The sequence below is a fragment of the Streptomyces sp. NPDC051909 genome, from assembly GCF_040681095.1.
Lineage (GTDB): Bacteria > Actinomycetota > Actinomycetes > Streptomycetales > Streptomycetaceae > Streptomyces.
Genome location: NZ_JBFAYA010000033.1, coordinates 1 through 25640 on the forward strand (window position 1 = coordinate 1; position 25640 = coordinate 25640).

Annotated in this window: 21 protein-coding genes and 6 pseudogenes; 16 read left to right on the forward strand and 11 right to left on the reverse strand. The window is 68.4% G+C overall.

The window, feature by feature from the left end; all coding sequences use genetic code 11:
* Positions 1–639: 639 nt before the first annotated feature.
* Positions 640–850 (reverse strand): annotated as a pseudogene (locus AB0M18_RS32605) (IS5/IS1182 family transposase); the annotation flags it as partial.
* Positions 851–1010: 160 nt separating this feature from the next.
* On the opposite strand from AB0M18_RS32605, the pseudogene AB0M18_RS32610 reads away from it, so the two are divergent.
* Positions 1011–1232: pseudogene (locus AB0M18_RS32610) on the forward strand (IS5/IS1182 family transposase); the annotation flags it as partial.
* A gap of 1458 nt (positions 1233–2690) precedes the next feature.
* Here AB0M18_RS32610 and AB0M18_RS32615 read toward each other — a convergent pair.
* Positions 2691–3533, reverse strand: a pseudogene (locus AB0M18_RS32615) (IS5 family transposase).
* 316 nt (positions 3534–3849) lie between these two features.
* On the opposite strand from AB0M18_RS32615, the pseudogene AB0M18_RS32620 reads away from it, so the two are divergent.
* The 3 genes and pseudogenes from AB0M18_RS32620 to AB0M18_RS32630 all read left to right on the forward strand — a co-directional run.
* A pseudogene (locus AB0M18_RS32620) lies at positions 3850–3969 on the forward strand (cobalt ABC transporter ATP-binding protein); the annotation flags it as partial.
* 152 nt (positions 3970–4121) lie between these two features.
* Entirely contained in the window at positions 4122–4619 is a 498-nt protein-coding gene (locus tag AB0M18_RS32625) for a hypothetical protein (protein WP_365764441.1), read from the forward strand.
* A 456-nt stretch (positions 4620–5075) separates the two neighbouring features.
* A pseudogene (locus tag AB0M18_RS32630) lies at positions 5076–5282 on the forward strand (transposase); the annotation flags it as partial.
* A 508-nt stretch (positions 5283–5790) separates the two neighbouring features.
* Here AB0M18_RS32630 and AB0M18_RS32635 read toward each other — a convergent pair.
* Positions 5791–7515, reverse strand: a complete 1725-nt coding sequence (locus AB0M18_RS32635; protein WP_365764443.1) for a lamin tail domain-containing protein — start codon at positions 7513–7515, stop codon at positions 5791–5793.
* Positions 7516–8804: 1289 nt separating this feature from the next.
* Here AB0M18_RS32635 and AB0M18_RS32640 point away from each other — a divergent pair.
* The 3 genes from AB0M18_RS32640 to AB0M18_RS32650 all read left to right on the forward strand — a co-directional run bounded on the left by AB0M18_RS32640 (position 8805) and on the right by AB0M18_RS32650 (position 13098).
* Positions 8805–9878 carry a hypothetical protein gene (locus tag AB0M18_RS32640; RefSeq protein WP_365764445.1) on the forward strand — a complete coding sequence of 358 codons (1074 nt, stop codon included), beginning with the start codon at positions 8805–8807 and terminating at the stop codon, positions 9876–9878.
* A 450-nt stretch (positions 9879–10328) separates the two neighbouring features.
* Positions 10329–11333 (forward strand): hypothetical protein, encoded by a 1005-nt coding sequence (locus AB0M18_RS32645; RefSeq protein WP_365764447.1) that lies wholly within the window; start codon positions 10329–10331, stop codon positions 11331–11333.
* A 1-nt stretch (position 11334) separates the two neighbouring features.
* Positions 11335–13098: a prolyl oligopeptidase family serine peptidase gene (locus AB0M18_RS32650; protein ID WP_365764449.1), complete on the forward strand. Its 1764-nt coding sequence runs from the start codon at positions 11335–11337 to the stop codon at positions 13096–13098.
* A 141-nt stretch (positions 13099–13239) separates the two neighbouring features.
* Here AB0M18_RS32650 and AB0M18_RS32655 read toward each other — a convergent pair whose 3' ends face one another.
* The 3 genes from AB0M18_RS32655 to AB0M18_RS32665 are packed head-to-tail and all read right to left on the reverse strand — an operon-like array spanning position 13240 to position 14965.
* Positions 13240–13923 (reverse strand): RraA family protein, encoded by a 684-nt coding sequence (locus tag AB0M18_RS32655; RefSeq protein WP_365764451.1) that lies wholly within the window; start codon positions 13921–13923, stop codon positions 13240–13242.
* A gap of 14 nt (positions 13924–13937) precedes the next feature.
* Complete coding sequence (locus AB0M18_RS32660) at positions 13938–14252, reverse strand: AzlD domain-containing protein (protein ID WP_365764453.1); 315 nt, start codon at positions 14250–14252, stop codon at positions 13938–13940.
* Positions 14249–14965: an AzlC family ABC transporter permease gene (locus tag AB0M18_RS32665; RefSeq protein ID WP_365764455.1), complete on the reverse strand. Its 717-nt coding sequence runs from the start codon at positions 14963–14965 to the stop codon at positions 14249–14251. The genes AB0M18_RS32660 and AB0M18_RS32665 overlap by 4 nt, the downstream gene beginning before the upstream one ends.
* A gap of 81 nt (positions 14966–15046) precedes the next feature.
* Here AB0M18_RS32665 and AB0M18_RS32670 point away from each other — a divergent pair, with 81 nt between their 5' ends.
* The 5 genes from AB0M18_RS32670 to AB0M18_RS32690 all read left to right on the forward strand — a co-directional run bounded on the left by AB0M18_RS32670 (position 15047) and on the right by AB0M18_RS32690 (position 18247).
* Positions 15047–15601: a CGNR zinc finger domain-containing protein gene (locus tag AB0M18_RS32670; RefSeq protein ID WP_365764457.1), complete on the forward strand. Its 555-nt coding sequence runs from the start codon at positions 15047–15049 to the stop codon at positions 15599–15601.
* Between the two features lie 632 nt (positions 15602–16233).
* A complete protein-coding gene (locus AB0M18_RS32675; RefSeq protein WP_365764459.1) occupies positions 16234–16542 on the forward strand; it encodes a hypothetical protein in 309 nt (102 codons plus the stop codon).
* Between the two features lie 119 nt (positions 16543–16661).
* A complete protein-coding gene (locus tag AB0M18_RS32680; protein ID WP_365764461.1) occupies positions 16662–17006 on the forward strand; it encodes a helix-turn-helix transcriptional regulator in 345 nt (114 codons plus the stop codon).
* 138 nt (positions 17007–17144) lie between these two features.
* A complete protein-coding gene (locus AB0M18_RS32685; protein WP_365764463.1) occupies positions 17145–17375 on the forward strand; it encodes a hypothetical protein in 231 nt (76 codons plus the stop codon).
* A gap of 221 nt (positions 17376–17596) precedes the next feature.
* Positions 17597–18247, forward strand: a complete 651-nt coding sequence (locus AB0M18_RS32690; RefSeq protein ID WP_365764518.1) for an HAD family hydrolase — start codon at positions 17597–17599, stop codon at positions 18245–18247.
* 65 nt (positions 18248–18312) lie between these two features.
* On the opposite strand, the gene AB0M18_RS32695 is transcribed toward AB0M18_RS32690, so the two are convergent.
* Positions 18313–18501, reverse strand: coding sequence for a hypothetical protein (locus AB0M18_RS32695; protein ID WP_365764465.1), 189 nt, complete (start codon positions 18499–18501; stop codon positions 18313–18315).
* A 283-nt stretch (positions 18502–18784) separates the two neighbouring features.
* Here AB0M18_RS32695 and AB0M18_RS32700 point away from each other — a divergent pair, with 283 nt between their 5' ends.
* The 4 genes from AB0M18_RS32700 (at position 18785) to AB0M18_RS32715 (ending at position 21768) form a co-directional block, all read left to right on the forward strand.
* Complete coding sequence (locus AB0M18_RS32700; RefSeq protein ID WP_365764467.1) at positions 18785–18970, forward strand: helix-turn-helix transcriptional regulator; 186 nt, start codon at positions 18785–18787, stop codon at positions 18968–18970.
* A gap of 709 nt (positions 18971–19679) precedes the next feature.
* Positions 19680–20504: a helix-turn-helix domain-containing protein gene (locus AB0M18_RS32705; protein WP_365764469.1), complete on the forward strand. Its 825-nt coding sequence runs from the start codon at positions 19680–19682 to the stop codon at positions 20502–20504.
* A gap of 83 nt (positions 20505–20587) precedes the next feature.
* The gene (locus tag AB0M18_RS32710; RefSeq protein WP_365764471.1) at positions 20588–21052 is read left to right on the forward strand and encodes a cupin domain-containing protein; all 465 of its coding nucleotides are present in this window, start codon (positions 20588–20590) and stop codon (positions 21050–21052) included.
* Positions 21049–21768, forward strand: a complete 720-nt coding sequence (locus AB0M18_RS32715) for an SGNH/GDSL hydrolase family protein (protein WP_365764473.1) — start codon at positions 21049–21051, stop codon at positions 21766–21768. Before AB0M18_RS32710 ends, AB0M18_RS32715 begins: the two co-directional genes overlap by 4 nt.
* Before the next feature lie 143 nt (positions 21769–21911).
* Here the strand turns inward: AB0M18_RS32715 and AB0M18_RS32720 are convergent, their stop codons facing one another.
* The 4 genes and pseudogenes from AB0M18_RS32720 to AB0M18_RS32735 form a co-directional block, all read right to left on the reverse strand.
* Positions 21912–22532 (reverse strand): transposase, encoded by a 621-nt coding sequence (locus tag AB0M18_RS32720; RefSeq protein WP_365764476.1) that lies wholly within the window; start codon positions 22530–22532, stop codon positions 21912–21914.
* Positions 22533–22779: 247 nt separating this feature from the next.
* Entirely contained in the window at positions 22780–23298 is a 519-nt protein-coding gene (locus AB0M18_RS32725) for an ATP-binding protein (protein ID WP_365764520.1), read from the reverse strand.
* Positions 23299–24008: 710 nt separating this feature from the next.
* Positions 24009–24181: pseudogene (locus AB0M18_RS32730) on the reverse strand (IS21 family transposase); the annotation flags it as partial.
* A 381-nt stretch (positions 24182–24562) separates the two neighbouring features.
* Complete coding sequence (locus AB0M18_RS32735) at positions 24563–25630, reverse strand: hydroxymethylglutaryl-CoA reductase (RefSeq protein ID WP_365764478.1); 1068 nt, start codon at positions 25628–25630, stop codon at positions 24563–24565.
* Positions 25631–25640 lie beyond the last annotated feature (10 nt).

Genomic DNA, 25640 nt, shown 5'->3' on the forward strand with positions numbered 1-25640 from the left:
GCGCCTTCCTCTTCCCCATGCTCTCCATGATGAACATCATCCTTCCGGGGCCCAAGCCCCTGATCTCCGATGTCCGTCAAAGCGAAGTAAGCCCAATCCGGCCCCCTGGCACCTGCCTTGCATTGAGGGCATCGCATGTGGCCGAGTGGCCTGCGTCAGTGAAGCCCAAGTGGGAATGGGGTGCCAAGAGTGGTCAGCGGGGGAACAGCGCGGCTGCTGATCAGCAACGGCGGTGAGGCGGCGCTGGGGCTGAAACCGCGTGCTGAACTCCCCCCCCCCGCACACACGGCGTCCGGATCCTCGCCGAGACCGGCGATGACCGCACCCGCTCCGACCCGCCCGCGACCCGAAGGCCTGTGCCGGAAGCGCCCCGGTCACCCGCGAGTCCGGGCGGCCGCCGCATCAGCCACCGCCGGATCAAGAACAGCCGACTCGCAGCGACCGGCCGGCACTGGGCATTCGCCGCCCTGACCGCCTCACTCGGAGCCCACGCACACTACAACCGCCGACGTGAGACCGCTACCGCGCGGTCCTCCGCCACCTGTTCAACCGAATGACCGGCCAGCTTCACCAGGACCTGACCGCGGGCCAGAACTCCAGCGAAACCACCGCCTTCACCTCGACAGCCAAGACCGTGCCCTATGTGGTGAGGCGGATGAGTCGTTTGTAGCAGCAGATGGCTGCGGCGAGGCCGAGGAAGGCCAGGTAGTTGCGGGGGTGGCCGTTCGTAGCGGTGGTTGAGTCGGCGGTAGCCGGTCAGCCAGGACATGGTTCGCTTGGTCGCCCATCTGCGGCGCCCGAGTCGTTCGCTGGGCTCGATGCCCTTGCGGGCGAGGCGGATGCCGATGCTTCCGGCCGCGTCCGACAGGACGTGTGTCTTGGCGCCCACGGTCCACGGGGCTCGGACCGGTGAATCCCCCGTCTAGCCATGACATGGGCGGAGTCGAGGACGGCACGGGGCAGGTCGAGCAGGCCGGTGTCGTCGAGGCGGTGCAGGATCTCGTCATGCAGCCGGTGCCACCGTCCGCACCCCCTACTACGACCACCGCGAACAGCCCGAGCACTGCCAGCGGTTCAACCGGGACCACGCCCGGCTGAGGGCTCCGGGTGAACGCGACTTCGCACAGCTCAAGCGGTGGCATGCCCCGCGACGGGCACGATGTTCCACCTGCCGTATCGGCACGATCGTCCAAGCTGCCCATACCCAGCCAACCTGTGACTATTCAGGATGAAAGAGGGCTCTGTGTAAAAATATGACAGCACCGCCGCGTGTTTGGCTTTTGAGCATGACGTGCTCATATCGCACGCCGCAGTGAACCTTACGCTGCAGGGACAAACCTGAGCCATCTCACCATCGTCCATTTAGAGGACGAGACCGCTGCACCGTGGCGATCAAGGCTCAGAATATCCGAGCTTGCATGGAACTGTATATCCGCGGTCTGAGTGACACGGATCGCGCCACGAGAATGGTGAAAATACGTTGAATTGGAATCTCGCAAGACTGGCTGGCGTACTGGGCGCCGGCCTGTCCTTAGCGGCGACATTGGTGTCAGGGCAGGCGGTTGCAGACACGCCGGAGGACTATACCCTTACGGAAACAAAGAGCGTCAACGCCAACAGTGGCCCCGGCACGTCTTATTTCTACTGCCCAGACCCACATGATTCCATAGTGGGCCAGCAGATCTCTTCTAGCTCGAACGTCTCCGCTGTATTCGAATATTACGTTGACGGCACCTACGCGCCCAGGCATTCGATGCGGGTATGGACGAAAAATGACAGCAGCAGCAACGGAACTGTCACTGCTACATTCAAGTGTGGGCCTCCATATATCACCTTTACGGAGCTCATGAATATACCTGCGGGAGGTCCGGGTCCGACTCAGGCTGTAGTTTCAGAATCAACCTGCCCCAGCAACCGACCCTACCTGGTGAATGCAGAGTGGGCGCCGGGTGGGGATCCTGATATAGAGACCCTTGATCCGATAGGGCACCGGGATGCGAGTCCGGATTATGTAGTTTTTCAAGCGATAAATCGCACGTTCCATTCTGGCGATGTATTCCCGAGATATACCTGTGCTGCCATGAACGGCTAAAATCCTCGGCGATCAAGTAGCCGTAGGCGAAAAGGGTTTCTCGCGAATCTGCCTTTCATCCCGCCCCTCTTGATCAATAGACCGCGGCCCCGCTGAGCGGTCTGCCTGACCTCGATCTTCGTGACGGTGTCGTCGGTTGTAGAGCAGGGATCTCGCGAAGCCGCCGTGTTCTTGTGAACAGCTGGCCGGCTGGGGCATGACGGGGCGTACCGAAGCTCCGTTGATGTGGGTGGGCTACCGACTCGCTCGCGAACGACGGAGCTTCGTAATTCGTGAGCTTTCCCGCCCGCGTTCGCGCTGTCGTGTTCTGTCGCTCTGGAGTGTGAGGACTCGGCAGAGACGCCGATCCGCGTGATCGTCTTCTGTAGAATCCGCCGCTCGCGCTGGTGAGGGTGGCGGCCCGCGCGAGGGCTTGAGGCCTATTCACGGGGTTCGTGGCCCGATTTCCTTGATCACGAATACGGCCCTGCTGCGTAGCATGGCATTTGCGACGACATCAGACCACTACCGGGTACCACAGCCGGAGATCTTGTGACTGACCCATTCTCAGTAAGAGGTCGTTTTGGTCCGATGTTTTATCCCGTAATCGGTTGTTTGGTCATTCCGGGTCTCGCCAGGAGATGGTGTTCTCGCTGGTGAGGCGGCGGGCCATGAGGTCGGTCATGGCGAGGTGAGCGATGGCTTCGGAGCGGGTGGGCCGGGTTTAGTAGTCACGGGCGAGGTGGCGGTGGAGCATGAGCCAGCCGTAGATCCGCTCGACCGCCCACCGTTTGGGGATCGGGGTGAATCCCCTGGTCCCGGGCTTACGGGCGGTGATTTCCATGTCGATGCCGAGGGTGGCTGCGTGCTCGACGAGGCGCCGGCGGTAACCGCCGTCGACCCACACTTTGCGGATGCCGGGGTGTTCGGCAGCGACCTTGTCGAGCAGTGCGGTGCCGGCGAGGGAGTCCTGCACGCTGGCCGCGGTGACCAGCACCGCGAGGAGGAGGCCGAGCGTGTCGGTGACGATGCTCCGCTTCCTGCCGACGATCTTCTTCCCCGCGTCGACGCCCTGGCCGGCAGCGGGGACGCTGGTGGAGGTCTTGACGCTCTGGGCGTCGATCACGCACGCGGAAGGCTCGGCGTCCCGCCCCTCCCTCTCGCGGAGCAGTTGCCGGAGCAGGCCGTTGAGCTGGGCGAACACGCCCTCGTCGGCCCATTTGGCGAAGTAGCCGTAGACGGTGTTCCAGTGCGGGAAGTCGTGAGGGAGGTAGTGCCACTGGACCCCGGTCCGGTCCATATACAAGATCGCGTCCATGATGTCACGCAGGTCGTGCTCGGGCGGCCGGCCGAAATCCCGAGCTCTGCCGCGGCGCCCGAACCGCCACGCGGCAAGGACCGGCTCGATCAACTCCCAACGAGCAACGGACAGATCACTCGGATACGGACGTCGCTTCACCAGGCCTCCGGCGTACCGCCGCGAGCCGAATGCGCCCAGGCGCACAGCGGCGACAGTCGAAGCACACCGCGACCGTGAAGACCGGGCATCTTGGGATGAGACAGGATTACGTCGCCTTCTACCTCATCCACAACCCCGCCCGCCTCGCAGATATCGACCGCCTCCGCCACCTCACCTGCACCACAACCCGACACTTCGAGAATCCACTGATAAGCGGGCAGCACAGGTGAAAACGACCTCTTAGGAGCCGTTGTCGTACCGAGAGGTTCGCTCGGCGGTCGAACGAGGGTTCCCGGTCGGGTGGCCTCCCCTCGCCACGGCCCTCGCCACGGCCCTCGCCATGGAGCCTGAGATCGTCGTCCTCGACGAGCCGTCTTCCCACCTGGACCCGGCCTCGCGCCGCGAGCTCGTCGACATCCCGCGCTCCCTGGACGTGACCGCTGACTCTGGTCCGACCGGCTGGATGTGCCGGTGGTTCGCGCCGGGGTGCTCCGCGCGGCGGCGGAGTCGAGGTTATGAAGGGAATCGAACGGAATCGGATGGAAGTTCGCCATCCGGTCGTTCCCGAACATCAACCTCAGGAGTCGCAAGATGCGCCCCATCAGAGCGGTCGGCCTCGGCACGGCCACGCTGGTCACCCTCCTCGCCTTCACCCCTGTCGCGGCAGGCGCGACGGACGCCGGCTCCGCCCAGGCCAGGGGTAAGACCCGGACCCTTACATTTCTGGCCGAGGTGCAGCAGCTGACCCGCTTCCCCGTCACCCCTGGCACTGTCTCGCAGGGCGATCGGGTCGTCGTCCGCTCGGACCTCTTCGACGAGGCGCACAACAAGGTCGGCGAGACCCACGGCACCTGCACCACCACCCGGGGTGGTGACGATGAAGCGGAGCAGTGCCTCGTGACCTACGTCCTCCCGGACGGCCAGCTCACCACGCAGGGGGTGTACTTCAACTACATCGACCAGGGTCCCTTCGACGCCGCGATCACCGGCGGCACCGGGAAGTACGAGAAGGCGCGCGGCTCGGTCCACTCCGAGACGATCGACACGGACCCGAAGGTCGTGAGGCGCTTCACGATCCACCTCGCCTGACGGACCCCGACGTCCACCTGGCCCCGGAATCCGGCCTTCTCCCCTCGCGTCGCACCATGGGAGACGGTCGTACGAAGGGAACTTCAGGTCAGGGGGACGTCCAGGGCGGCTCACCCTTCAGTAGCTGTTGTCGTTTCGATCTTGAGGGGTGGGCTTTGAACGGCAGTCTCGAACGGGTGATCGCGGCTGGCCTCGGATATGGGAACAGGGCCTCTTGGTAGCTCGGGGTTGCGAAGCCGACCGAGATCCAGGAGGCGCCGTTGCCGCAGTTGTACGTGCTTGCGCCGGTGGAGTTCGATTCGGCTGCCCTGTCGTGTGATTGCGTCGCTCACCGGTTCGGCATTGCGGCCGATCACCCGGAACATGTCCGGCGGTACCCCTCGGACATGACGGACGTGGAGCGGGCTGTGGTCCGGCCGCTGCGGCCGGGTCCGCGAGGAGGCGGGGCGGGATGCGGGGCGGGATGCGGGGCCGACGGCCGGCGTGATCGACTCTCAGTCCGTCAAGGCGGACGCGGTCGTCGGCGCCGACAGCCGCGGCTTCGACGGCGGCAAGCTGATCAACGGGCGCAAGCGGCACGTCGTGGTCGACACCCTCGGCCTGCTGCTGGGCGTCATGGTCACGAGCGCGGACATCGGCGACCGCTCCGCCGCGAAGGTGCTGCTCGCGCAGGTGGCCAACGCCCACCACCGCCTCGCCCTGGTCCGGGCCGGCGGCTACACCGGCAGCCTCGGCGAGCGCTGCAGGACGTCTCGATTCTGCTGCTGCGGGTTCAGCGGGGGAGGGACTTCGGGGGCAGACCAGCCGACCGGGGCCGGCAGCCCGGCGTTCTGTCTCCACTCCACGCCCTCACGGCTGCCGGCAGGCTTCGGATCACTGGCGCTGTATGACCGGCATCCTGGACTCCTGAGAGGCAGCACTGTCGGTGGCGTGCGGCAGCGTCGGGGCATGACGCGGATGAGCAGGGAGTGGGCGATCGGGAATCAGCCGGCGCTTGGGCCCGCATATGGTCTTTGGTCTGCGTGAACCTATGGCTCTGGGCTCCGTGTCGGTTGCTTTTCTGTTGGTTTGTTGAGTGCTGTTCACTTTGTTTGCTGGCATGTTGTGGCACGGTCTTTTGGTGGTGTCATCGTGCCTCTGCAGTCTCGGCGTCAGGTCGGTGGTGCGGGGTTCAGTAGGTTGTTCCGTCGGTGTGCTGGCCGGGTGAGCGGGTGAGTGGGCTGATGGTGTTGTGCTTGGCCCAGTCGCCGGTCGCTGAGCCGTCGGGGTTTCGGTTGATGGACACCCCGTCGGAGTTGGCCTGGCTTGAGGTGTAGGTCATCGACTGGATCGTTGTTCCGGTCGAGTCTTGCAGGGTCACCTGGTCACCGCTGTTGGACAGGTTGAGGCCGCCGGTGCTGGCTGCCACCGCGGCGATGCCTCCGGGGATCGCGGAGCCCGCGCCGAACACGGTGATCGCCTTGCCGGGCTGCAGCGTCGTACCGGCCGCGAACGTGTGCCGCACTGCCGTGCCGTCCCGGAGGGTCCAGCCGGCGAGGCTGGTTTCCGTGCCACCGGTGTTCACGATCTCGACGGCTTCGCCGGCGGTGCTGCTGCCCGGTTCGTTGGCCAGCACCTCGTTGATGATGACGTCGGCGGGTCCGCCGCCATCGCCGGCGGTGAGGGTGACGTTCTGGGTCGTGGTGTGGGTGGCCCCGCCGTTGTCCGTCACGGTGAGTGAGACCGCGTAGGTTCCGGCTGACGCGTAGGTCACGGTCGGGTTCGTCGCCGTCGAGGTCTGGCCGTTGCCGAGGTTCCAGCTGCGGTTCACGATGGTGCCGTCGGAGTCGGTGCTGCCGTCGGTGAAGGTGCAGTCGAGAGCGGTGCAGGTGTGTGTGTACGAGGCCGTGGGCTGCTGGTTCGCGCCGCCGCCAGTGCCGATGGCGAAGTCGTAGCGGGCGAGCACCGGGTAGTGGTCGCTGGTCGTCGTCGCGTAGTTCGGGACGTATGCCTGGGGCTGGAAGGCGGTCGCCGAGCCGGTGACGTACTTCGCCTGCACCTCGTTGGTGGTGAGCTGGTGGTCGATGAAGTCCGGATAGCCCGCCGTCGACGGCACGCCCGCCAGCGACAGGGCCCGCGTCGGGAACGTGTAGCGCGCCGCGTCGTTCACGAAGTTGGCGTAGGGCGAGGTCTTCCCGGACGTGATGGAGGTGTCGACGTCGTCGTTCCAGTCACCGATGACGAAGACGTTCTGTGTGGGGTAGGTGGTGTCGAGGTAGGACTTGAGGGCCTGTGAGGCGGGGTTGCGCAGGTTCCACGCGTCCTGGGTGGAACCTGCCTTCGCGTGCAGGACGATGAAGACGAGGTCACGGGTGACACCGTCGAACGTGCCGCGCAAGGTGAACTCCACCGGCGGGCGGCCGGCGAAGTTGCTGTTCTGGTCGGTCAGGATGACCTTGGCGCTCACCAGGGTGGCCAGGCTGGAGCGCCAGACGAGGGCGACCTTCTGCTCGGTGTTGCCGAAGTCCGAGTAGTACTGCGCCCCGTTCGTCACGGTCGGGTCGTTGGCGACGACTCCGGTGTAGCCGGGCATGCCGGCCACGAGGGTGTCGAACGCCGAGGTGCTGACGACCTCGGAGAGGCCCCACACGTCCATGTCGGTGCCCGCCATGACGTCGCGGACGTTCTGCTGCTGAAGCGCCTCGTCGGTCGGGCCGAAGTCCGGCGCGCCGAACCACTCGAGGTTCCAGTTGCCGACGTCGAGCTGTGTCGGCGATCCCTGCGACGGAACCGAGGTGGCGGCGTGCGCCGTGGGGGTGGTGGTGAGCGTTGCCAGCGTCACGGCGGCGGTCAGGCAGGCGGCGCCGAGCGCGGCGGTGTGGCGGGGGCGTCTGGCGGATATGTGACGTGGGGGCATGAGGGTGCCTTTCGCGAGCGGTTCGGACGGTTCGCGGAGCACCGCACCGGGGGTGTGTGGGGGACACGCCGTGGCGGCAGGGCAGTTGTAGGCGTGCGGGGTTGCACGCGGGGGACCGGAAGGTTTCCTCCGCATGTCACTTCTACGCGCGTTGCGCAGTGTGCACCGGCGTCGGGTGCGGCGCCATACCTCCGACAGGGCCCACCTGTTGAGCCGCGCTCCCCACAACCTCTCTCCAATGGCCTCGGACACCAGCCGAGCGCCGGAACGCTCTGCCTGGTGGAACGGCTCTCGCGTGTCGAACAGTGAACCGGCGCCGGGCGAACGGCGGCTCGTGCCTGCCGTCGAGGTCCCCGCCGAACCGTCCCGTCACCGGGTCGCCGTCCGGCGTGAGCCGTGCCGGATCGGCGCCCTCTCGATCGGGCAGCGCGTCTGGGCCGCCCCACGTGTCCGTCTTCGCCGACGGTGGTGGAGCCGCTGGGCGGCGAGCACTGCCTGTGCCCCGGCTCGCGACGACCTGCATGCATTTTCGCCGCTCTCGTTGCCGTCTGGTCCAAGGCCGACCCCGACTGGCGCGCCGCTCCCGATGGTGTGGAGGCGACGAGGCCCCAGGTCGCCCGCCTGGGGCTTCGTTCGAGAGCGGAGCGTTTGATGGCTGTCGCGGTGCGGGGCTCGTGGCGTGGCGGCGGGCGAGCAGGGCGGCGGGGCCGATGGCGAGGAGCGCGGCGAGCACGGCGAAGCTGTAGGTGAGAGTGGTGAGGGTGGTGAGGGCCGCGAGGAGGAGGGGGCCGCCGGCGTCGCCGGGTTCACGGCCGCGTTCCGCGGAGCCCATGGTCACTGCTCGCCCGCGGCGACGGCCGTGGTGTGGGTTGGGGTGGGTGGTGGGGGTGTTCGGTGGGTGGTTGTTTGGGGTGGTGGGTTGTTGCGTGGTCTCTCCCCGCATTCCTCCTGTTGTGATGCGTGTCACAGCTTGGGGTGGGGGGTGTGGGTGGTTGTCTGTCACGTGGCGGGCGTGGGTGGGTGCGGTGGTGTGGATCGTGGCGGAAGTTCGCCGGTCGGCCTGTTTCGGGTGTGTAAATGTTGCGTACTTGACAGATCGTGTTCGTGTGAAATTGCCTGGTGGTCGTGGGGGAGGGTGTGGATGAAATGCTTCCGTTTTCTGGGTTCGGCTGTTCAAACCTCGCCTGATTCAGGCCGTAGTGATGGGCCGTATTGCGCTCCTCGTCCGGGGTGATGTTGTCTGTGTCGTGGATCGAGCACCTATTGACCGATGAGGAGACAGGCTCGTTATGGCGACGATCAAGATCAATCCTGCTCGATACAGTCAGTTCGGGCCGGCAGAGGGAAGTGTCTTCTGTCTGATCACGAATCGTGAGATCGAGCACGAGCTGGAGATCGTCAAGGAGGCTCCGTATGCGGAGTACCGGACCATCCTCATCGGCCAGGGTGACGACTTCGAGGCGATGCTCGCCGCGGAAACGATTCCTCAGCGGTCGCATTCTCTGGTGATCTCGCCGTACCGGTTCTTCGAGTCTCCTTCCGAGGAGGCTCTGGGCCCGAATCGTAAGCTGATGGGGATGGCCTGCAACTCGACTCCGGCCGATCTCGATATCATCCGGCATTTCATCGGTGTCATCGAGAATACCTCTGCCAAGGAGCAGGGCGAGTTCAGTGACCGTTTCTTCGAGCTGGCCGAGTCCACCGATCATCTGCTCTATGTCGATGAGCGTCACGGTACGCGTGCTGTGCTCGACCATCTCGCCGACGGTCTGATCTGGAATCAGCAGGCCGGGCCTTTGGAGTGGGGGGAGCAGCAGATCGTTCCCTCCGGCGAGATCAGTGTGCTGCCGATGCAGATCGTCGAGTTCGACGAGAGTCTGCATCTTCCGCTCGAGGGCAGTATCGCGTTTCGCGGGTTTCCCATTCTGCACAGCGGCACGCCGTCGTTCATCCGCAAGGACCAGGCTCGTCTCGCCGGGAAGCTCGCCGGCCTGGAGCACGAAGCGGTGGTCTGCGATGTGACCAAGGGGACGATCACCTCGCTGCGTCCCTTCCGCAGGGAGGGTGCCGAGGTCGCCAAGGTCTTCGAGGCCATGCTCGAGATCGACTCGCGTTACGCGCTGGTCTGGGAGATCGGGCACGCCCTCAATACCAGCCTGGACATTCTGCCGGGCAACCACGCCATGAACGAGGTGTACGGAGGTGAACGGGGCTGCCTCCACTGGGGGCTGGGCCTTACTCCCTTCACTCAGTACCACCTCGACATCATCTCGCCCGACACCACCGTCTACACCGAAGGCGGCCAGGTGGTCCTGGGCGACAAGGGCGGCGCTCCCAGCGTTCGCATGGCCGCTGTCGTCTGACCGGCCGTGAACGAACCGCACGAGCGCGAAATCCACCATGGAAGGGAGGTGTCGGCCATGAAGAAGACCATCAAGGTTCGCAAGAACAGCAACTACCTCGGCACCCTGCTGGGCTGAGGTAGGGATCGCGGGGCCGGGAACTGAAGGCTCCGGCCGCCTGCCGGATCGAGTGTCAGATGGGGGGTGCGCGCCATGAAGAAGACCATCAAGGTCCGTAAGAACAGCAACTACCTCGGCACCCTGCTGGGCTGAGCCGGGTAGTCGGCCGCCACGCGCGAAAGGCCCGCGAGGCCCCGCGCCGGGTGTGCCGTAAGTGAGGCGGGCCGAGGTGATAGCTCGGCCCGCCTCACTGACACACTGGCACAACGATCTGGGAGCGTCACAGTGATTATCGTCCGTCCTGAGGCCTATCGCCAGTATCCGGCAGGCCGGAACCGATTCGTACTCGTCGTGGAACAGTGCTTTTCCGACTCTTTCCAGATCGAGCCCCCGAGCCGTTACGCGGCGTGGGACACGGTCACGGCCGAGGCGGGGCAGTGTCTGACCGACGTACTGCGCTCCGGTGTCCCGCAGGACAGTGACGTCCTCGTCGTGGCCCGGGACGACCGGCTGCTGACGGCTCCCGCGGCCGAGGTGGGCCCGCACCGTACCGTCGCCGCTGTCCGCGCGGGCAGCGGCCCCTTCGCCCTGGACCAGCTGCGCAGCCTGCTCGCGTCGCTGGAGACGACCGATCCCGACGCTCTCGGCCTGGCCGGCGCCGCGCTCGTCGACGGGCTTGCGGCGGCCGGCGGCCTGGTCCTGGAAGACGCTCTGACCGGGTCCGTGGCCAAGGTGACGTTCGCGGTGCCGGCATGGTCCAGGGCGGACGGCGGCACGTTCCTGCCCGGCACTGTGCACAGTGCGCCCGCCGGCCTGCGCAGGCTGGACCTCGCGGGCGCCGGCACCACGGTCACCGGGCAGATCGCCGTGAAGGGCTGGTCCGTCGTCCGCACCCGCGCCCCTGGTACGGCGCGCTGCCAGGAGCTGTTCGAGAAGCTCTCCGGGCTCTCCCACTACCCGCTCGTGCTCAGTGTCGAGGACGGGGCGGTGAGGGCGATGAAGGCGACCGAGACGGGATCGGCGGCCGCGGCCGCCGCCCTGGAACAGCTCTTCGCCGCCGACCGGGGCCACGCCGCCGTCACCGGACTGGAGTTCGGCATGAACCCGGCCGCCCCTCAGCTGCCCTTCAACAGCGAGTCCAACGCCGCCGCCACGGGCAGGGCCGCCGTCTCCGTTCACCTGCTGCTGGGCTCACTGCCGCTCAACGAGTTCGAGATCGTCCTGGACTGCGCCACCAGCTCCCTCACCGCGCTCGCGGGCACCACGCCCCTGGCGGGAGCGGGCACGGCCGCCGGCACGGGCCCCCGGCGCCGCCGGATGAACCGTGTCACCGCGGCCGGCTGCGGCTGCCACTGACATGACCGCCGTGAACACACCGCTGTGGGAACAGCGCTTCCGGGCCCCGCGCCACACGCTGCCCGCCTGGGCCAAAAGCTCCCCGGAGCGCTGCGTGTTCGTCAGCGACCGCTCCGGCAACGCCCAGGTCTACTGCTGGGACCGCGCGGCCGGCACGCTGCGGCAGGTCACCCATCGCCCCTCCGGCGCCCAGCACTGCGCCGTCGAAGCGTCCGGCGAGGCCGTGTGGTGGTTCGCCGACACCGACGGCGACGAACGCGGCCAGTGGATGCGGCAGCCGTTCGCCGGGGGCCTAGACGAGCCCGCCGTACGCGGTCTGGACCCGTACTGGCCCGCGGGACTCGCCCTCGGCCTGCGCGGACACAACCTGCTCGGCCACACCACCGAGCACGGCACGGATGTCTCCCTGGTGCTGCCGGGAGGCGGATCCCGCCTGCTGTACCGGCACGAAGAGCCCGCGTACGCCGTCGATCTGTCACGCGACCTCGCCCTCGCCGTCATCGCGCACAGCGAGCGCGGCGACCTGTGGGAGCCGGGCGTGCGCGTCCTGACCACGGACGGCCACGCTGTCGCCGACATCGAGGGCGAGGCCGTCGGTTTCTCCCCGGTCGTCGGCGACAACCGGCTGCTGCTCCTGCAGCCGCGCGAGGACCGCTGGGAGCCGGTCGTCTACGAGCCGCGCACCGGCGAGTACGCCGCCCTGGACCTCGAGCTGCCCGGCGAGACGTCCGTGGAATGGTCGCAGGACGCCGCCTCGCTGCTGGTCGTCCACGACCACCAGGCCCGCTCCCAGGCCTTCCGCTACGACCTGGCCACCCGCGAGCTGACCCGGCTGGGGATTCCCGACGGCACCATCGAGCACGCCCGCACCCGCCCTGGCGGCGATGTGTGGTTCCAGTGGTCCGACTCCGCGCACCCGCCCGTCTTCCGGGCCCTGGGCGGTGACCCCCGGTTTCCCGCCGCCGGCGCTCCGCCGCAGGCCGCGCTCTGCCGTGACGTGTGGGTCGAGGGCCCCGGCGGCCGCGTCCACGCGCTGCTGAGCCTGCCCCGGTCCGGTCCCGGGCCGCATCCCGCGGTGTTCCTGCTGCACGGCGGGCCCGACGAACACGACCGGGACGCCTTCGACCCCGAGGCCGCGGCCTGGACGGACGAGGGGTTCGCCGTCGTACGCGTCAACTACCGCGGCTCGACCGGCTACGGGCGGGCGTGGACGGAGGCCCTGCGGCGCCGCGTCGGCCACACCGAACTCGAGGACGTCACCGCGGTACGGCAGTGGGCCGTCGACCAGCGGATCGTCGACCCCGCCCGCCTCGTCCTGGCCGGCTGGTCCTGGGGCGGCTATCTGACCCTGCTGGGCCTGGGTACCCGGCCGGGCGACTGGACCGTCGGTCTGGCCGGTGCTCCGGTCGCCGACTGCGCCGCCGCCCACCAGCAGGCCATGGACGACATCAAGGCGCTCGACCGGACCCTGTTCGGCGGCACACCGCAGGAAGTGCCCGAGGTCTACCGCGACGCCTCGCCGGCCACCTACGCCGACGCCGTGCGCGCACCGGTCTTCATCTGTGCCGGCGTCAACGACGCGCGCTGTCCCATCGACCAGGCCCGCGCCTTCGCCGACCGCCTTCAAGCCCGTGGCCTGCCCGTCGAGTTCCACGCCGTGGACGCGGGCCACAGCGTGACGGCCGTGGAGGAACGCGTCACGGTCTTCCGCCGCCAGATGGAGTTCACCCGCAGGCACATCGACGCCGCAAGGAGGCTTCCATGATCTGCGCGTGCATCGTGGGGGACACGCGCCGGCAGGAGATCGTCGTCCACCGCCCGCCCGGGCGCCGCGGCCTCCTGCTGCGCCGGCACACTCCCGCCTGAACCCCTGCGCCGCTCCTGCTCCAGCTCCGCTCAGCTGCTCCTACTCCAGGGCTCCGCTGAGCGGGGCGATGTGTGCGCGGAAGGTGTACGACGGGTCTTCTCGCCGCCGTCGCTTGAACTCCGCCCAGCGCAGCTGCTCGCGCAGACTCACGCCGCGAAGCGCCTCCTCGGCCTGGCGCTGCTCGGCCTGCGCGATGGCCCGGGCGACATCCACGACCTCCGGGTGGATCCTGGCGGGGACGAGCACCAGACCGTCGGAGTCGCCCACGGCGATGTCGCCCGCCTCGAACGTGAAGGGCTGTTCTCCGGCGGCGGCGGTGTCGGGGCGAAGGGTGGGCGATGACGGGCACGGTCCCAGGCTGAACACCGGCAGCCTGATGACGGCCAGCTCGTCGGTGTCCCGGTGGCACCCCCACACCACCAGGCCGGCCACGCCGGCCAGCCGCGCTTCGATCGCGACGAGGTCGCCCACGCACGCCTCGTCCGTGCGCCCGTCGTTGTCGATGAACAGCACGTCACCCTCGCGTGCCTCGTCCAGGCCCTCGAGGATCGAGGCGACACCCTCGGTGTGGTGGATCCTGCGCAGCGGACCGGCGAGCCTCATTCCCGGCGCTGCCGGGCGCAGGGGCAGCGGCGGCAGCGAGAGCCGGTGCCCCAGCCGGATGCCGGCGTCCCACAGCGCCGCGGTCGGCCACATCTGCCCATCGGCCCGGTCTGCACTCATTGCCGAGACCCCTCTCATCCCGCGATCAGCCGGGTTGCCGCCGCCGCCGCCGCGCCCAGGAACACCACGAGCAGTGTGGGCCACTTGCGCCACACCCCGAAGGCACCCACGGCCAGACCCACCACGCGGGCGTCGACCGTCAGCGCCTGGCCGCTGCCGAAGATCTGAGTGGCGATCAGCGCCGCCAGCAGCGTCGGCGCCATGAGAGCCACCACCCGCTGCATGCTGTCCGGCAGCTCCCGCCCGCCCAGCAGTACCGGCCCGGTGGCCTTCAGCGCCATCGACACGGCGCCCACGAGAAGCACCGCCAGCCATACTCCGCTCATCATTTCCTCAATCCCAGCAGACAGGCGACGGTGGACGCGATCAACGGCACTCCCGGTGAGGCGACCGGTGTCAGGGACAGCGCGACGGCGACGCCGAGGATCGCGCACACGAGCGCGCGCCGATCGCTGATCTGTCCCTTGAGCAGGGCCAGGAAGAGGACGGGCGAGACCACGTCCAGTCCGAAACGCAGCGGGTCCCCGACATACTGTGCCCCCAGGACGCCGACGGCCGTGCCGCCCACCCAGGCGCAGTAGACCACGACGCCCGCGCCCAGCAGCCGGCCGCGCGAGTAGCGGCCCTCGCCCAGATGACCCACGGCCCAGGACTCGTCCACCACCAGCTGGGCGGAGAGGAAACGCTTGAGGGGGTTGCCCGTCATCGCCGGGGCGACGCTGATCCCGATCGGCAGGTAACGGGAGTTGAGCAGAACGGCGGCCACGATGGCCGCGGCGATGCCCCCGCCCGTGCCCACCACGGACGCGGCCGCGAACTGGGCGGACCCGGCGAAGGTGGTCAACGACATGGCGATGGGCGCCATGATTCCCATGCCGGCGGCCCGGGCCACCACACCGAAGGAGACGGCGAAGCCGAAGACCGCGATCGCCAGCGGGATCGCCATGCGCAGTCCGCGCAGCCACTCTTCCCTGAACCCGGCTGGGGGATAATGCTCTTCAGGCGCGGTGACGGGAGCGGGTAATGCCTCTTGGGAGTCCATCGACCCTCCATCTCGAGACGATTCCATTGCGCCAGATGATACGGAGTCATGATGAGATTTGCTAGTTACTCTGGGGATTCGGTGACATGGGCCGAGGATCTCGTCAACACCTACAACGTGGTCCGTGAGAAGGAGAAGATGCCCGACCCGGCGGCGCTGGCGGAATTGCTCATCGCCCACGAAATCCGGATCAAAGACCTGCCCGGAACCAAGGACCTCGACAAGGCCCGCACCCTCCGGGCGGCTCTGCGTGAAGTCTTCGGTGCCCCCGACGAGGAAACCGCCGTCGCCCTCCTCAACCGCATCCTCGCCGACCACCACGCACTCCCGCACTACACCAACCATGACGGCGAATGGCACCTCCATGTCACCGACCCGCAGGCCCCGCCCGTCGACCAATACGCCGTGAACGCCGCCATCGGCCTTCTCGGCGTCATCACCACCACCGGAATGAGCCGCCTGCACATCTGCGACGGCAACCGCTGTGAAGAGGTGTTCGTGGACGTCTCACGCAACCAGTCGCGCCGCTACTGCAGTCCACGGATCTGCGGAAACCGTGCCAGCGCCGCAGCCCACCGCGCCCGCCGAAGAGACACCGGTGCCGGCCGCGCCGACCGCCACGACCCGCTCCCGTAAGCCGGGCGGCACACCGACGCCGGCGGCCCTCCCGCCCACCGGCGCAACCGGACGCCCCGCAGGAGCAGCGCGGCAGGGCGAACAGCCGGTCCATCAGCGTCGCCCGGCAGCAGGAGGCCCTGGACGGTCCTCGCCCAAGACCTCCTCGCGCACCACGCTCCGGACCGGTTCGGCGGCCGTCCGGCAGGCGTGTCACACCCACCCGACGCCGACGCTACGACCTGACCTCTAAGGTCCACCTGGTCGGTACGCCCCGTTCGCCATCCGGGCTCTTGAGGCCGTCCCCACCCGGGCCGAGGCCCACCGCACACATCCTCGAAGTTTCCGGCCGACTGACTGATCCGCTCACCTCGCACCCCAAGAGGTGCTGCTCCCCGCTCCTGCGGGGATGGCCCCGTTCCCCTCGTACGGCTGTGCTGACCGCGGGCCTACTCCCCTCAAGGCCGGTCCCGGCGACCTGGCTACATCCCGGATCCCGGACCGGACAGCGGAGCAGCGGGAGATACCCCGCGTCCCGCTGCGCAACAACCGGGCCGTCCTCGCTGGCGCGGTGGTGAGGGAGAACCTGCGCACCACGGCCACCGCCCTGCGGGGCCCGGCGTACGACGTCGTCGCCCCACCAGCAGGCGGCGATGCCCGAGCAGCTGCTCGCGCCCCTGGCCGCCGACCCCGAGCGCGACAGCCAGGAGCCGGAGGCCGAACCTCGGGAGACGATCGACACGACAGCGCTGCGGGCCCTGCGGGATTCCCGCACGGACGTGGAAGCCCTCGATCTCACAGCCGAGCGGCTGCGCCACTTCCAGGACGCGTTCGCCAAAGCAGCCGACACCTCCCGCACCCGCACGGGTGGCGGAAGCTCGTCGTACTGCGGTCACCCCGCTCTATGCAGACGAGTCGTCGTCGACTGCACTGAGAATTCGTCGAAGATTTCTAAAAGTTGAGGCCGCGTGAGTCCACGTAATCGTGTCCGGCACCTGGCCGGACAGGGCTTCGGCCCTGCTCCGGCTGTTGTCCGGACAGGGGCCGGACAACAGCGGACGGCAGGTCACAGACCCATACGATGGACCGGCACCAACCCGCCGACCGGGAGGACTTGTTGACCGTCGTCGAGGACTTCGCCCGCCATCTTCGCCACTTGCGGGCCCTGGCCGGCGATCCCTCGGTGCGCCGGCTCGCCCAGCTGACCGGGTCCGGCAAGACGACGATCGGCGACGCGTTCGCGGGCCGGCGCCTGCCCACCTGGGACGTCGCCGCCCAACTGGCCGATGCGCTCGGAGCCGACCACGACGACGTCCGTGAACGCTGGGCGAAGGCGAAGGGCGGGACCGGGACGACCGCCGCGGTCGCGGTGTCCGTCTGGCTGACCTCCGTACGCGCCGACATCCCCGACCTGGCCGGTGCCTAAGGGCTCGAGAAGGCCTGCGCTGCGGCCGCGTCAGATCCGAAGCCCACCCCGGACATCTGCTGGGGAGTCCTGCGGGTCGGCGCCCTGCAGTTCTCGCACCGCTTCTACGGCGACATCCCGGGCAACTGGTCCTCGAACGTGGTCGACACCTACCGCAGGGCCGACGAGGACGGCCTGCTGCCCGCCGGCTGCGGGGCGGTCGCGAAGACCGTGCACCATTACCACGTCTCCTCCAACGTCAACCCGGGGGAACTGCCCTCCACCGCCGAGCTGCTGCAGATCATCGTGCTGTCCTACCGGCTGGCCTGGCAGGCCCGCGACCTGATCACCGGGCTTGAACCCCAGCAGGGATCCCCCGTCCTCACGTGATCAACCCCTCGGCCGAATTCGTTCGGTCTTGGTGACGGCGATCGGGTGGAGCCCGTGGTGGCGAGGGCGATGCCCGTCGGTTCGGGCGGCCTCCTCGCCGCGGCCAGTATCTGGTGAGCCAGTACATCCGTGGGGCCTTCGGCTCGAGTACGGGCGCCTGTGCCCCGGGTTGTCCACAGGCCTGCCGCGTCCGTGCAGCGGCCCGTACGCTCGGCGGCGTGATCAAGTGCATCGTCTTCGACATCGGCGAGACCCTCGTTCGTGACGACCGGTACTGGGCGCGCTGGGCCGAGTGGCTCGACGTCCCCCGGCACACGCTCTCCGCGCTCGTCGGCGCGGTCGTCGCCCAGGGCCGCGACAACGCCGACGCGCTGCGGCTGCTGAAGCCGGGCATCGACCTCGGCGCCGAGTACGCCGCCCGCGAGGCCGCCGGCCGCGGCGAAGACCTGGACGAGAGCGACCTGTACGACGACGTCCGCCCGACGCTCACGGCGCTGCGTGGGCTCGGCGTGCGCGTGGTGATCGCCGGGAACCAGACGGTCAAGGCCGGCCGCCTGTTGCGGCACCTCGAGCTGCCCGCCGACCTGGTCGCGACATCGGGAGAGTGGGGGTGCGCGAAGCCGGCCACGGAGTTCTTCACGCGGGTGAGCGACGCCGCGGGCGGCGCGCTGCCGCACGAGACCGTGTACGTCGGCGACCACCCGGCCAACGACACGCTGCCGGCGGCCGCTTTCGGGTTGCGGGCGGCGCATCTGCGGCGGGGACCGTGGGGCCACCTGTGGGCGGACGAGATTGCGGTGGCCGCCGCCGACTGGATCGTCGACTCGCTGCACGACCTTGTCGACATCGTCCGCATGGAGAACGGGCTCTAGGGCCTGTCCGGGCGTCCGCGCCGACGATAGGCGCGGCCGGGGCGTACCGCCGAAGGCGGCCTGGGTCATTTGGCCCACCCCACAATGGTCAGCACCACGGTCACCAGTCCGAAGGCAACCACGGCTGCGAGGGTCAGGGGCTGGACCAGCTTGGGCTGCATGTGCACCAGGACCGCGACACCGCCGGCGGCGAGCACGATCACAGCGACGGAGAGCACGCCGATCAGCATGTAGATGGTCTGGATGGTTGTCATACGCGTCCTCCTGGTAGTCGAAAAAAGCCCTCCCTCCCGGCGCAAGATGTGCGGTACACGCGGTGGGCGACTGCAGGGTGGAGGACCGAGGGGTTAGCCCCGCAACCGGTGCTCCGGTCCTGTACGCGAGCGACTGGGCACGGGCCGCCGCCTCCCCCTTCACGACGACGAGGGCATCGCTGAGCAAGCGCCCACGAACGAGGGCCAATGCACGGTTTCGCAGCGCTGGCCGGCGAGCCCTCGCTACGGTCAGGGAGGTAGGGCCGCTGACAGCCCGCGGGAGGTGGGCGAGCGGATCGCCGCCCGCCGCCTCACCCAACTTCAGCTCGCGAACGCCGCGCGCGTCTCGTACGCGACCGTCCGCGCCGTCGAGCGCGGCGCCCGGCGCCCCAGCGACGATGTCCTCGAAGCCCTCGCCGCTGCCCTCGGCATCGACGCCGCCCGCTGCGCACCGGCTGCCAGGGTGTGAGTGGGCGGGTGTCAGCGGTGTCGTGATGCGGATGTCCTGGTAGTGGGGTGTGGGGCGGGGGCGTGGTCGCTGTCATGGGGTGACCAAGCGGCTGTCGTGGGGTGGCTGGCAGGTCTGGTTGCCGGCTGTCATGGGTTTCGCCGCGCGGGGATCGTCCCGACCCCGACTCCAGCCGCCGGCGCCCTGCGCCCGCTGCGCGACCCGGGCGCGCCCGGGCTGGACGAGGACGACGAAGGCGTGGACTGACCGCCGATATCGGGGTGACGCGGGCGTATCAGGTGGCCGAGGTGCTCGGAAATCGCAAGCGCCGGTGGGGGAGCTGATGTCAGGCTGCCTGGTATGCCGTACATGGGTGGCAACCCGAATAGGCCGGGAAGGGGCCGTGAAGCCGCGGAATCGCTGGTCGGCGGCAATGTCGGGCAGCTGGTCCGCGGTGGTTGGGCTGCTCGGGTCTTTGCCGGGTCGTGTTTCTTCTGCGTGTCAGCGATGTCGATCGACCGCACCGCGTCCCCGCGGTTCGCACCTGGGGTACTTCCGGGGCTGGGCCAGGTTCCCAGGTCCGCGCCGGCTCGTCTGCGTGGCGTGCTGGAGCTGGCCGAGGACGTGCCGTGCGTGGCGGACGCGGACCGGACCGGCAAGCGGCACGACGGTCCGGTCGATGATCTTGCCGGGCTCGCCGGCTCGTACTCAAAGCAGGGAGGAAGGTCGCATGGCCACCGGGATCGGTGCACGTCCGGCGCCCGCCTTGCGGCGGTACGTCGACTCGTATGTCGGTTTCGACCTGCGCGGGTTCGCGGCGGGGGTGCACTGCGGCCCGCCGGGTCGCGTTCTGACTGCGGTGATCAGCCTGTCAGACCCTTTGGAGGTGGCGGCGGGCGTTGGCGACGGGTCACCGGTCACCCGATTCGGCAGCGTGGCCGGCGGTCTGATGGGCCGGTCCGTCGCGATCCACCACGACGGACGCCAGCAAGGCGTGAAGGTGGCGCTGACACCGCTCGGGGCCCGGGCCGTCTACGGCATGCCCGCCGCTGAGCTCGCCCACCGACTGGTCCCACTCGACGAGCTTCTCGGAGCGCTTGGCGGCGAACTGGCCGACCGGCTCCGAGCGGCATCGACATGGGCGGCGCGGTTCACCGTCCTGGACGAGCTGCTCCTGCGAGCTGTCGGCCGTGGCGCCGGCAGCGACCATGCGCGCGGGATGCGCCCCGAGGTGGCCGAGGCCTGGCGCCGCCTCGTCGCCGCACGGGGCTGCGTCCAGGTCGGTGCAGTCGCCGCGGAACTGGGCTGGAGCCGCCGGCACCTGGCCGAACGGTTCCGTGGCGAGATGGGCCTGACGCCGAAAGCCTTCGCCCGCGTTCTGCGCTTCGAGCACGCGCACGACCTGGCGACGGCGCGGAACCGGCTTTCGTGGCCCGATGTGGCGGCCATCTCCGGCTACGCCGACCAGGCCCACCTCGTGCGGGACTGGAGCGAGTTCACGGGCCGAACGCCGACGGCCTGGCGTCACAGCGAGGTCCTCCTGGGGACCGGGTAGTCGCCGGCCGGCCGCCCGCCGCGTCGGCTGGTGTTCCCATTCCTTCAAGACCACCCGGTCGCTGCGGTGTGACGATCGTCGGCATGAGACTCGTCAGCGAACACAACGCCATCGACCTGCGGACCACCCCCGTGCACCTCGGACTGGGATCGACAGCGAGACTCGTCGAGGGCTTCGCCTGGGACCCGGAGACGCTCCAGGCCTACAGCGCCGCGGTTGCGGCAGACGGCGCCGAGGGCCGGATGGTGATGATCTTCGACGGCGACGGCCCCGGCGACCACTGGGAAAGCCACCCGGCCGGCGACGAACTGATCGTCTGCCTCAGCGGGTCGGTGACGGTCACCCGCGACCTGGACGGAGTGCCCGACCGCGTTCTGCTCGGGCCCGGCGAGGCCACCGTCAACCCGGCCGGCGTGTGGCACGCGGTCGACATGACCGGGCCGACGTCCATCCTGACCATCACCGCCGGCCTCGGCACCGACCACCGTCCTCGCACCGGCACCCACCCGACCGAACGCGCCGGCGTGCCGGGACCGGAAGCATCATGACGACGCGCATCGCCTGCCTCGGCGACAGCCTCACCCGCGCGCTGATCAGCGTCGACTACCTGGACCTCCTCGGACGACGCCACCCACCCGGTGATCTGCAGCTTGCCCGCTTCGGCGCCAACGGTGACTTCGCCTACAACCTCTTGCAAAGCCTCGACACCGTCATCGCGAACCCGCCCGACGTCATCACCGTGTTGATCGGGACCAACGACGCCCGAGCGAGCCTTGCCGGCTACCGAGTCGACAAGGCCATGAAGCGCAAACAGCTCCCCGAACGCCCGTCAGCCGGCTGGTTCCAGCAGTGCCTGGGAGCCGTCGTCGAACGACTGCGAGCGCAGACCGACGCGACGATCGGTCTGCTGTCGCTCCCGGTTCTCGGCCAACAACTCGACGGAACAGCGGCACAGGCATCACAGCGGTACAGCCGGATGATCGCCGAAGTCGCCACCACCGACGGGGTGACCTACCTTCCACTGCACGAACGCCAGATCGAGGAACTGCGCCGAGCAGACCCACCGCCGATTCCCTACCGGGAGGCGACCCCCGCAGCGGGCCTCGGCGTCCTCGTCCAACACACCGTGCTTCGCCGCAACCTCGACACGATCTCGCGGCGCCGAAACCTCGTCCTCACGACCGACCACATCCACCAGAACAGCCGCGGCGCCACCCTGATCGCTGAGGTCATCGACGCCGGTCTCCTGACCCAGAACGCCTAAAGCGTGTTGCGGAAGGTTGTGTCCTGACCTGCCCGGACACAACCTTCTGCAACACGCTTTAGGCGAAACGCGGCCGGTAGCAGTCGTTCCCCTAGTACTCCAGTCGCACTTTGTGATCTGACGGGTCGTTGGGGGGGCGGGGTTCAGTCGGGGTCGGTGAGGCGTCGCTTGTAGTGGTGCCAGCGGGCGCGTGCTTGGTGGCATCGTCGCCAGGTGGACCAATGCAGGTGGAAGGCCATGCGACGGGTGGCGAGGGCAGCGGGCAGGTCCCGCAGCAGGTTGGTGAACAGCTGGAACAGGCGGCGGGCCCCGGTGACGGTCAGGGCGATCTGTCCGAAGTCCGCGGGCGGATCGGCGGTGGGGCTGGTCGGCAGGACCGGGGCGGGATGTTCTCGCCGGTCCAGGCTGGCGATCACGGAGAGCAGGGCGAGGGCAGCCATCGCAAGGACGACGTGGCGTCGCCAGGAGCGGTAGCGGCGGGCCTGGGTGTGATCCAGTCCGACGGCGTCCTTTGCGTTGGCGAAGTCCTCCTCAACGGTCCATCTGATTCCGGCGATTGTCACGAGGTCGGCCAGCGCCATCGACCGGCCCTCGGGTGCGTGGGCGTAGAAGTAGGCCAGGTCGGTGGGGTTGGCGATGCTGCGGCGGACCAGCAGGTGGTGGCGTGGGTCGGCGGTGGCGACCAGGGCCCAGTCGTAGACGCGTGGTCCCTTGGCGCCCTGTCCGCACGAGAGCCGGTTCCAGGCCCGCTTGGGGACCTTCACTCCCGACGACACCTCTGACCAGGACAGATAGCAAAACGCTGCTGGAGTACTAGGGCTGCTCGCAGCGCAGCTCACGTCGACTTTGTGGCGGGTATCTGGGTGCGTGGGGTGGGGGTAGGGCGGGATCCCGATAGGGATGGATGGGGATCCCGCCCTGTGGCCCGTTTGCCGCGTGGTGTCCCCTGGTGCGGTTGGGCCGGTCCGGCTTCTCACTGTCAGGTGTGGGAGGCCGGGGTTTGGAGTGGTGTCAGGTTGTGGTGAGGCGGGCCCAGTGGGTGGCGCCGTGGGTGTGGTTGCGGGTGCCGTGGGCGTCGGCGAGTGTGGAGATGATGCCGAGGCCGCGGCCGTGTTCGTCTTCGGTGCAGGACGAGGTCCAGGGTCCGTCGTGTGGGGCGGGGCCGCCGTCGGTCACGCCGACCCATACCCGGCTGCCGGCGTGTTCGCGGTGCAGATGCAGGAAGAGTGGGGCTTGCGCGTGTTCGATCGCGTTGGTGACCAGTTCCGAGACCACGAGTACCACCCTGTCGGCCGTCTCCGCGTCCACCTGCCATGTTTCCAGAATGGCCTGGGCGGCGTGCCGGGCGTCGCACGCCGCCTCCGGCCGGTGTTCCAGCGCCCGCGTGAGATCGTCGTCGGCGGGCTTACGCGGAGCGGGGATCGCCGTGCGGGTGTCACCGGTGCCGTCTGTGGCAGTCGCCGGTCGGGCCCCCGCACCGCCCGCACCGCCGGCACGGCCGGTGAGGCTGTTGGGAACGGTGGCATACATGGCGATCACTTCCGGGAAGATCTGTTCTTGCGGTCTTCGGGTGCGGATCCTGAGGTGTGTCCGGGATCTGCATCCCTCCACTGACTAGATTCCTCCCGCCCTGCTTGCCGTCCTTGAGCAACCGGTACCCAAAACAGTCAAACAGCTCATTGCGGGGTGCCGGGGATGGCTGTCCCGGGTGGTGCGGCGAGCTTCGGGGGTGCCCCCGGTACGGCGGGGCGCGGTCGGCGAGCTTGAGCTCGAATGGTGGTTGCGACACCCCAGCTCGTAGGGGTGTTCGTTGGAGTTCGAGATCCGTCCGCGGACGAGGCCGCGGGGCGGGAGGAGGTGGCCCGGGCACGGGCCGCGTACTTCCAGCCCGTGCGGCAGGGGTATAGCGGCAAGGCCGCCCGCCGGATCGTGGGTGTGAACATCCGGACGGGCGGGAAGCGGCGCGATGGTGAACGCTTACGCGGTCATGGCCGTGGGCCGCCGGCGGTCCGCGGCGCCCGTCCTGGGATCCGCGTGAGGACGAGCGCGTCCGCATCGCCGGCCGCCTGAGGGAGAAGGCCGCCATCCGGCAGATCGCTCCGGAGCTGGGCAGCGGCCCCTCCATGGCCAGCCGGGAGATCCGCCGCGACCGGACCGTGCCGCACGGCTACCGTTCCTCGGGCCCGCGGCGGAGCCCGGAACAGATCTGCCACGCCCCGCGAAGACGCTTCCCCGGCCGGCGGAACGACGGGCGGCAGCGGCAGCATCGACACGTAGCCGGTCTCCAGGAGGTCGGCCAGCCGGCCCTGAATCGACCGGACGGTGCGGGAGCTGGCCGAACCAGCCATTCAGTCAACTGCTGGTTGAAATCCTGCGGTGAGGTGAACGGGTGTCCCGGCAGGAACGAGGTCTCCAGGAGCCTTCTCACGATGCTCGACCACCCGGATCGCCAGCCTCGTGAAGGTCATCCTCACCCTTCATCTGGCCAGCGCAAAGTGAGGCTGGAAAATTCTCGTTGCCTTGGCCAAGCGCAGCGGCGCCAGCCGGGAATTGTGAATGACTCACCATGCCCGGCATCGCGTGAACCAGGTGGAAGCAGCGAGCCGAGTCGGCGTGCCGCCCGCGGCCGGGGGAGAGCGAGCGAGAGGTGCCGGCCTGGGCCTCGGCCGACGTGAACTCGTACGTCTCACAGGTTCTCGAACCCGCCATTAATCGGTGAACGACCGGGCCGGGCCTGTGCTACCCGGTCCTCACGCTATCCAGCTGGACTCCGCGTTGAGCGGCGAGCCGTGGCCTACGCGGACTTCGCTACCGGCGCAGGGCCGCTGTTCCGCTCCAATTGGACGTGCGCGCGCATGAGTTCCCCGGGGTTTGTCTGTGCTGCGAGGAGTGAGAGTTCGCCGCACAGGACTGTTGCGGCGGCGATGATGGCGAGGCGATGGGCGTTCTCGCCGGGATCTCGCGTGGCCCGGCAGCCAAGCCGTGTCAGGTTGGTTTCGACGAAACCGAGTCCCTTGCCGTTGCCCACGGTGCCCACGATCAGGTTGGGCAGAGTGCACGAGAAGTACAGGTCACCGTCGCGGTCCTCAGCGACGGTGATGCCCTGCGAACCCTCGACAATGTTCGCCGCGTCCTGCCCTGTCGCCAAATAGAAGGCGAGCAGCATATTGGCGTAGTGGGCGTTCGCTGAACGGATGCCGCCGGCGAGGACGGTTCCGATCAGGTTCTTGCGCACGTTGAGCGTGGCGATCTGGGCGGCTGTCGTGTGCAGCATCCCGGTCACCACAGATCGCGGAACGGTCAGTTCCGTGATCACGTTCTTGCCCCGGCCGAGGATTCCATTGATCGCTGTGGCCTTCTTGTCCGTGCAGTAGTTCCCGGATATCGAACCGTAGGAGATTCCTGGGATCACCTGGAGGATGTGCCGGAGGAGAACATCGGCCGAGAGGGTCACCATGTTGTGCCCGGACGCGTCGCCCGTGGTGAACTCGAACCTGATGTAGAGCAGGTTCGCGGTGATCTCGTGCCGGATTCCGACCAGGTTCGCGAACCTGCTGCACGTACGCACGAGTTTGTTCAGTTCGTCGAATCGCCGATGGATCTCCTGGGCGGCCAGGTGCGCAGTGTGCGCATCCGTCGCCTCGACAATCACCGAGCGGGTCATCCGGTCGTCGACGAGAGTAGCGATGATGCCCTCCTCGACCTGCCGCGAGATCTTCGCGCCCCGGTTTACGGAGGGCCACAGAGGTGACTCGTAGGTGGCGAGCGGGACTTCGGTCTCGAATGCGCCGAGGTTTCCGGACATCCTCACAGGACCGACCCATCGCATCGGAACCTCAGCGACCACATGGGTGACGTTCATCGGTGTTTCC

Bases quoted from the DNA above. Each gene is read 5' to 3' on its own strand.
- AB0M18_RS32680 (WP_365764461.1), top strand. From the start codon at position 16,662: ATGGACCGGCACCAACCCGCCGACCGGGAGGACTTGTTGACCGTCGTC.
- AB0M18_RS32710 (WP_365764471.1), top strand. From the start codon at position 20,588: ATGAGACTCGTCAGCGAACACAACGCCATCGACCTGCGGACCACCCCC.
- AB0M18_RS32635 (WP_365764443.1), bottom strand. From the start codon at position 7,515: ATGCCCCCACGTCACATATCCGCCAGACGCCCCCGCCACACCGCCGCG.
- AB0M18_RS32665 (WP_365764455.1), bottom strand. From the start codon at position 14,965: ATGGACTCCCAAGAGGCATTACCCGCTCCCGTCACCGCGCCTGAAGAG.
- AB0M18_RS32640 (WP_365764445.1), top strand. From the start codon at position 8,805: ATGGCGACGATCAAGATCAATCCTGCTCGATACAGTCAGTTCGGGCCG.
- AB0M18_RS32650 (WP_365764449.1), top strand. From the start codon at position 11,335: ATGACCGCCGTGAACACACCGCTGTGGGAACAGCGCTTCCGGGCCCCG.
- AB0M18_RS32655 (WP_365764451.1), bottom strand. From the start codon at position 13,923: ATGAGTGCAGACCGGGCCGATGGGCAGATGTGGCCGACCGCGGCGCTG.
- AB0M18_RS32675 (WP_365764459.1), top strand. From the start codon at position 16,234: ATGCCCGAGCAGCTGCTCGCGCCCCTGGCCGCCGACCCCGAGCGCGAC.
- AB0M18_RS32695 (WP_365764465.1), bottom strand. From the start codon at position 18,501: ATGACAACCATCCAGACCATCTACATGCTGATCGGCGTGCTCTCCGTC.
- AB0M18_RS32715 (WP_365764473.1), top strand. From the start codon at position 21,049: ATGACGACGCGCATCGCCTGCCTCGGCGACAGCCTCACCCGCGCGCTG.
- AB0M18_RS32705 (WP_365764469.1), top strand. From the start codon at position 19,680: ATGGCCACCGGGATCGGTGCACGTCCGGCGCCCGCCTTGCGGCGGTAC.
- AB0M18_RS32735 (WP_365764478.1), bottom strand. From the start codon at position 25,630: ATGAACGTCACCCATGTGGTCGCTGAGGTTCCGATGCGATGGGTCGGT.
- AB0M18_RS32660 (WP_365764453.1), bottom strand. From the start codon at position 14,252: ATGATGAGCGGAGTATGGCTGGCGGTGCTTCTCGTGGGCGCCGTGTCG.
- AB0M18_RS32725 (WP_365764520.1), bottom strand. From the start codon at position 23,298: ATGTATGCCACCGTTCCCAACAGCCTCACCGGCCGTGCCGGCGGTGCG.
- AB0M18_RS32625 (WP_365764441.1), top strand. From the start codon at position 4,122: ATGCGCCCCATCAGAGCGGTCGGCCTCGGCACGGCCACGCTGGTCACC.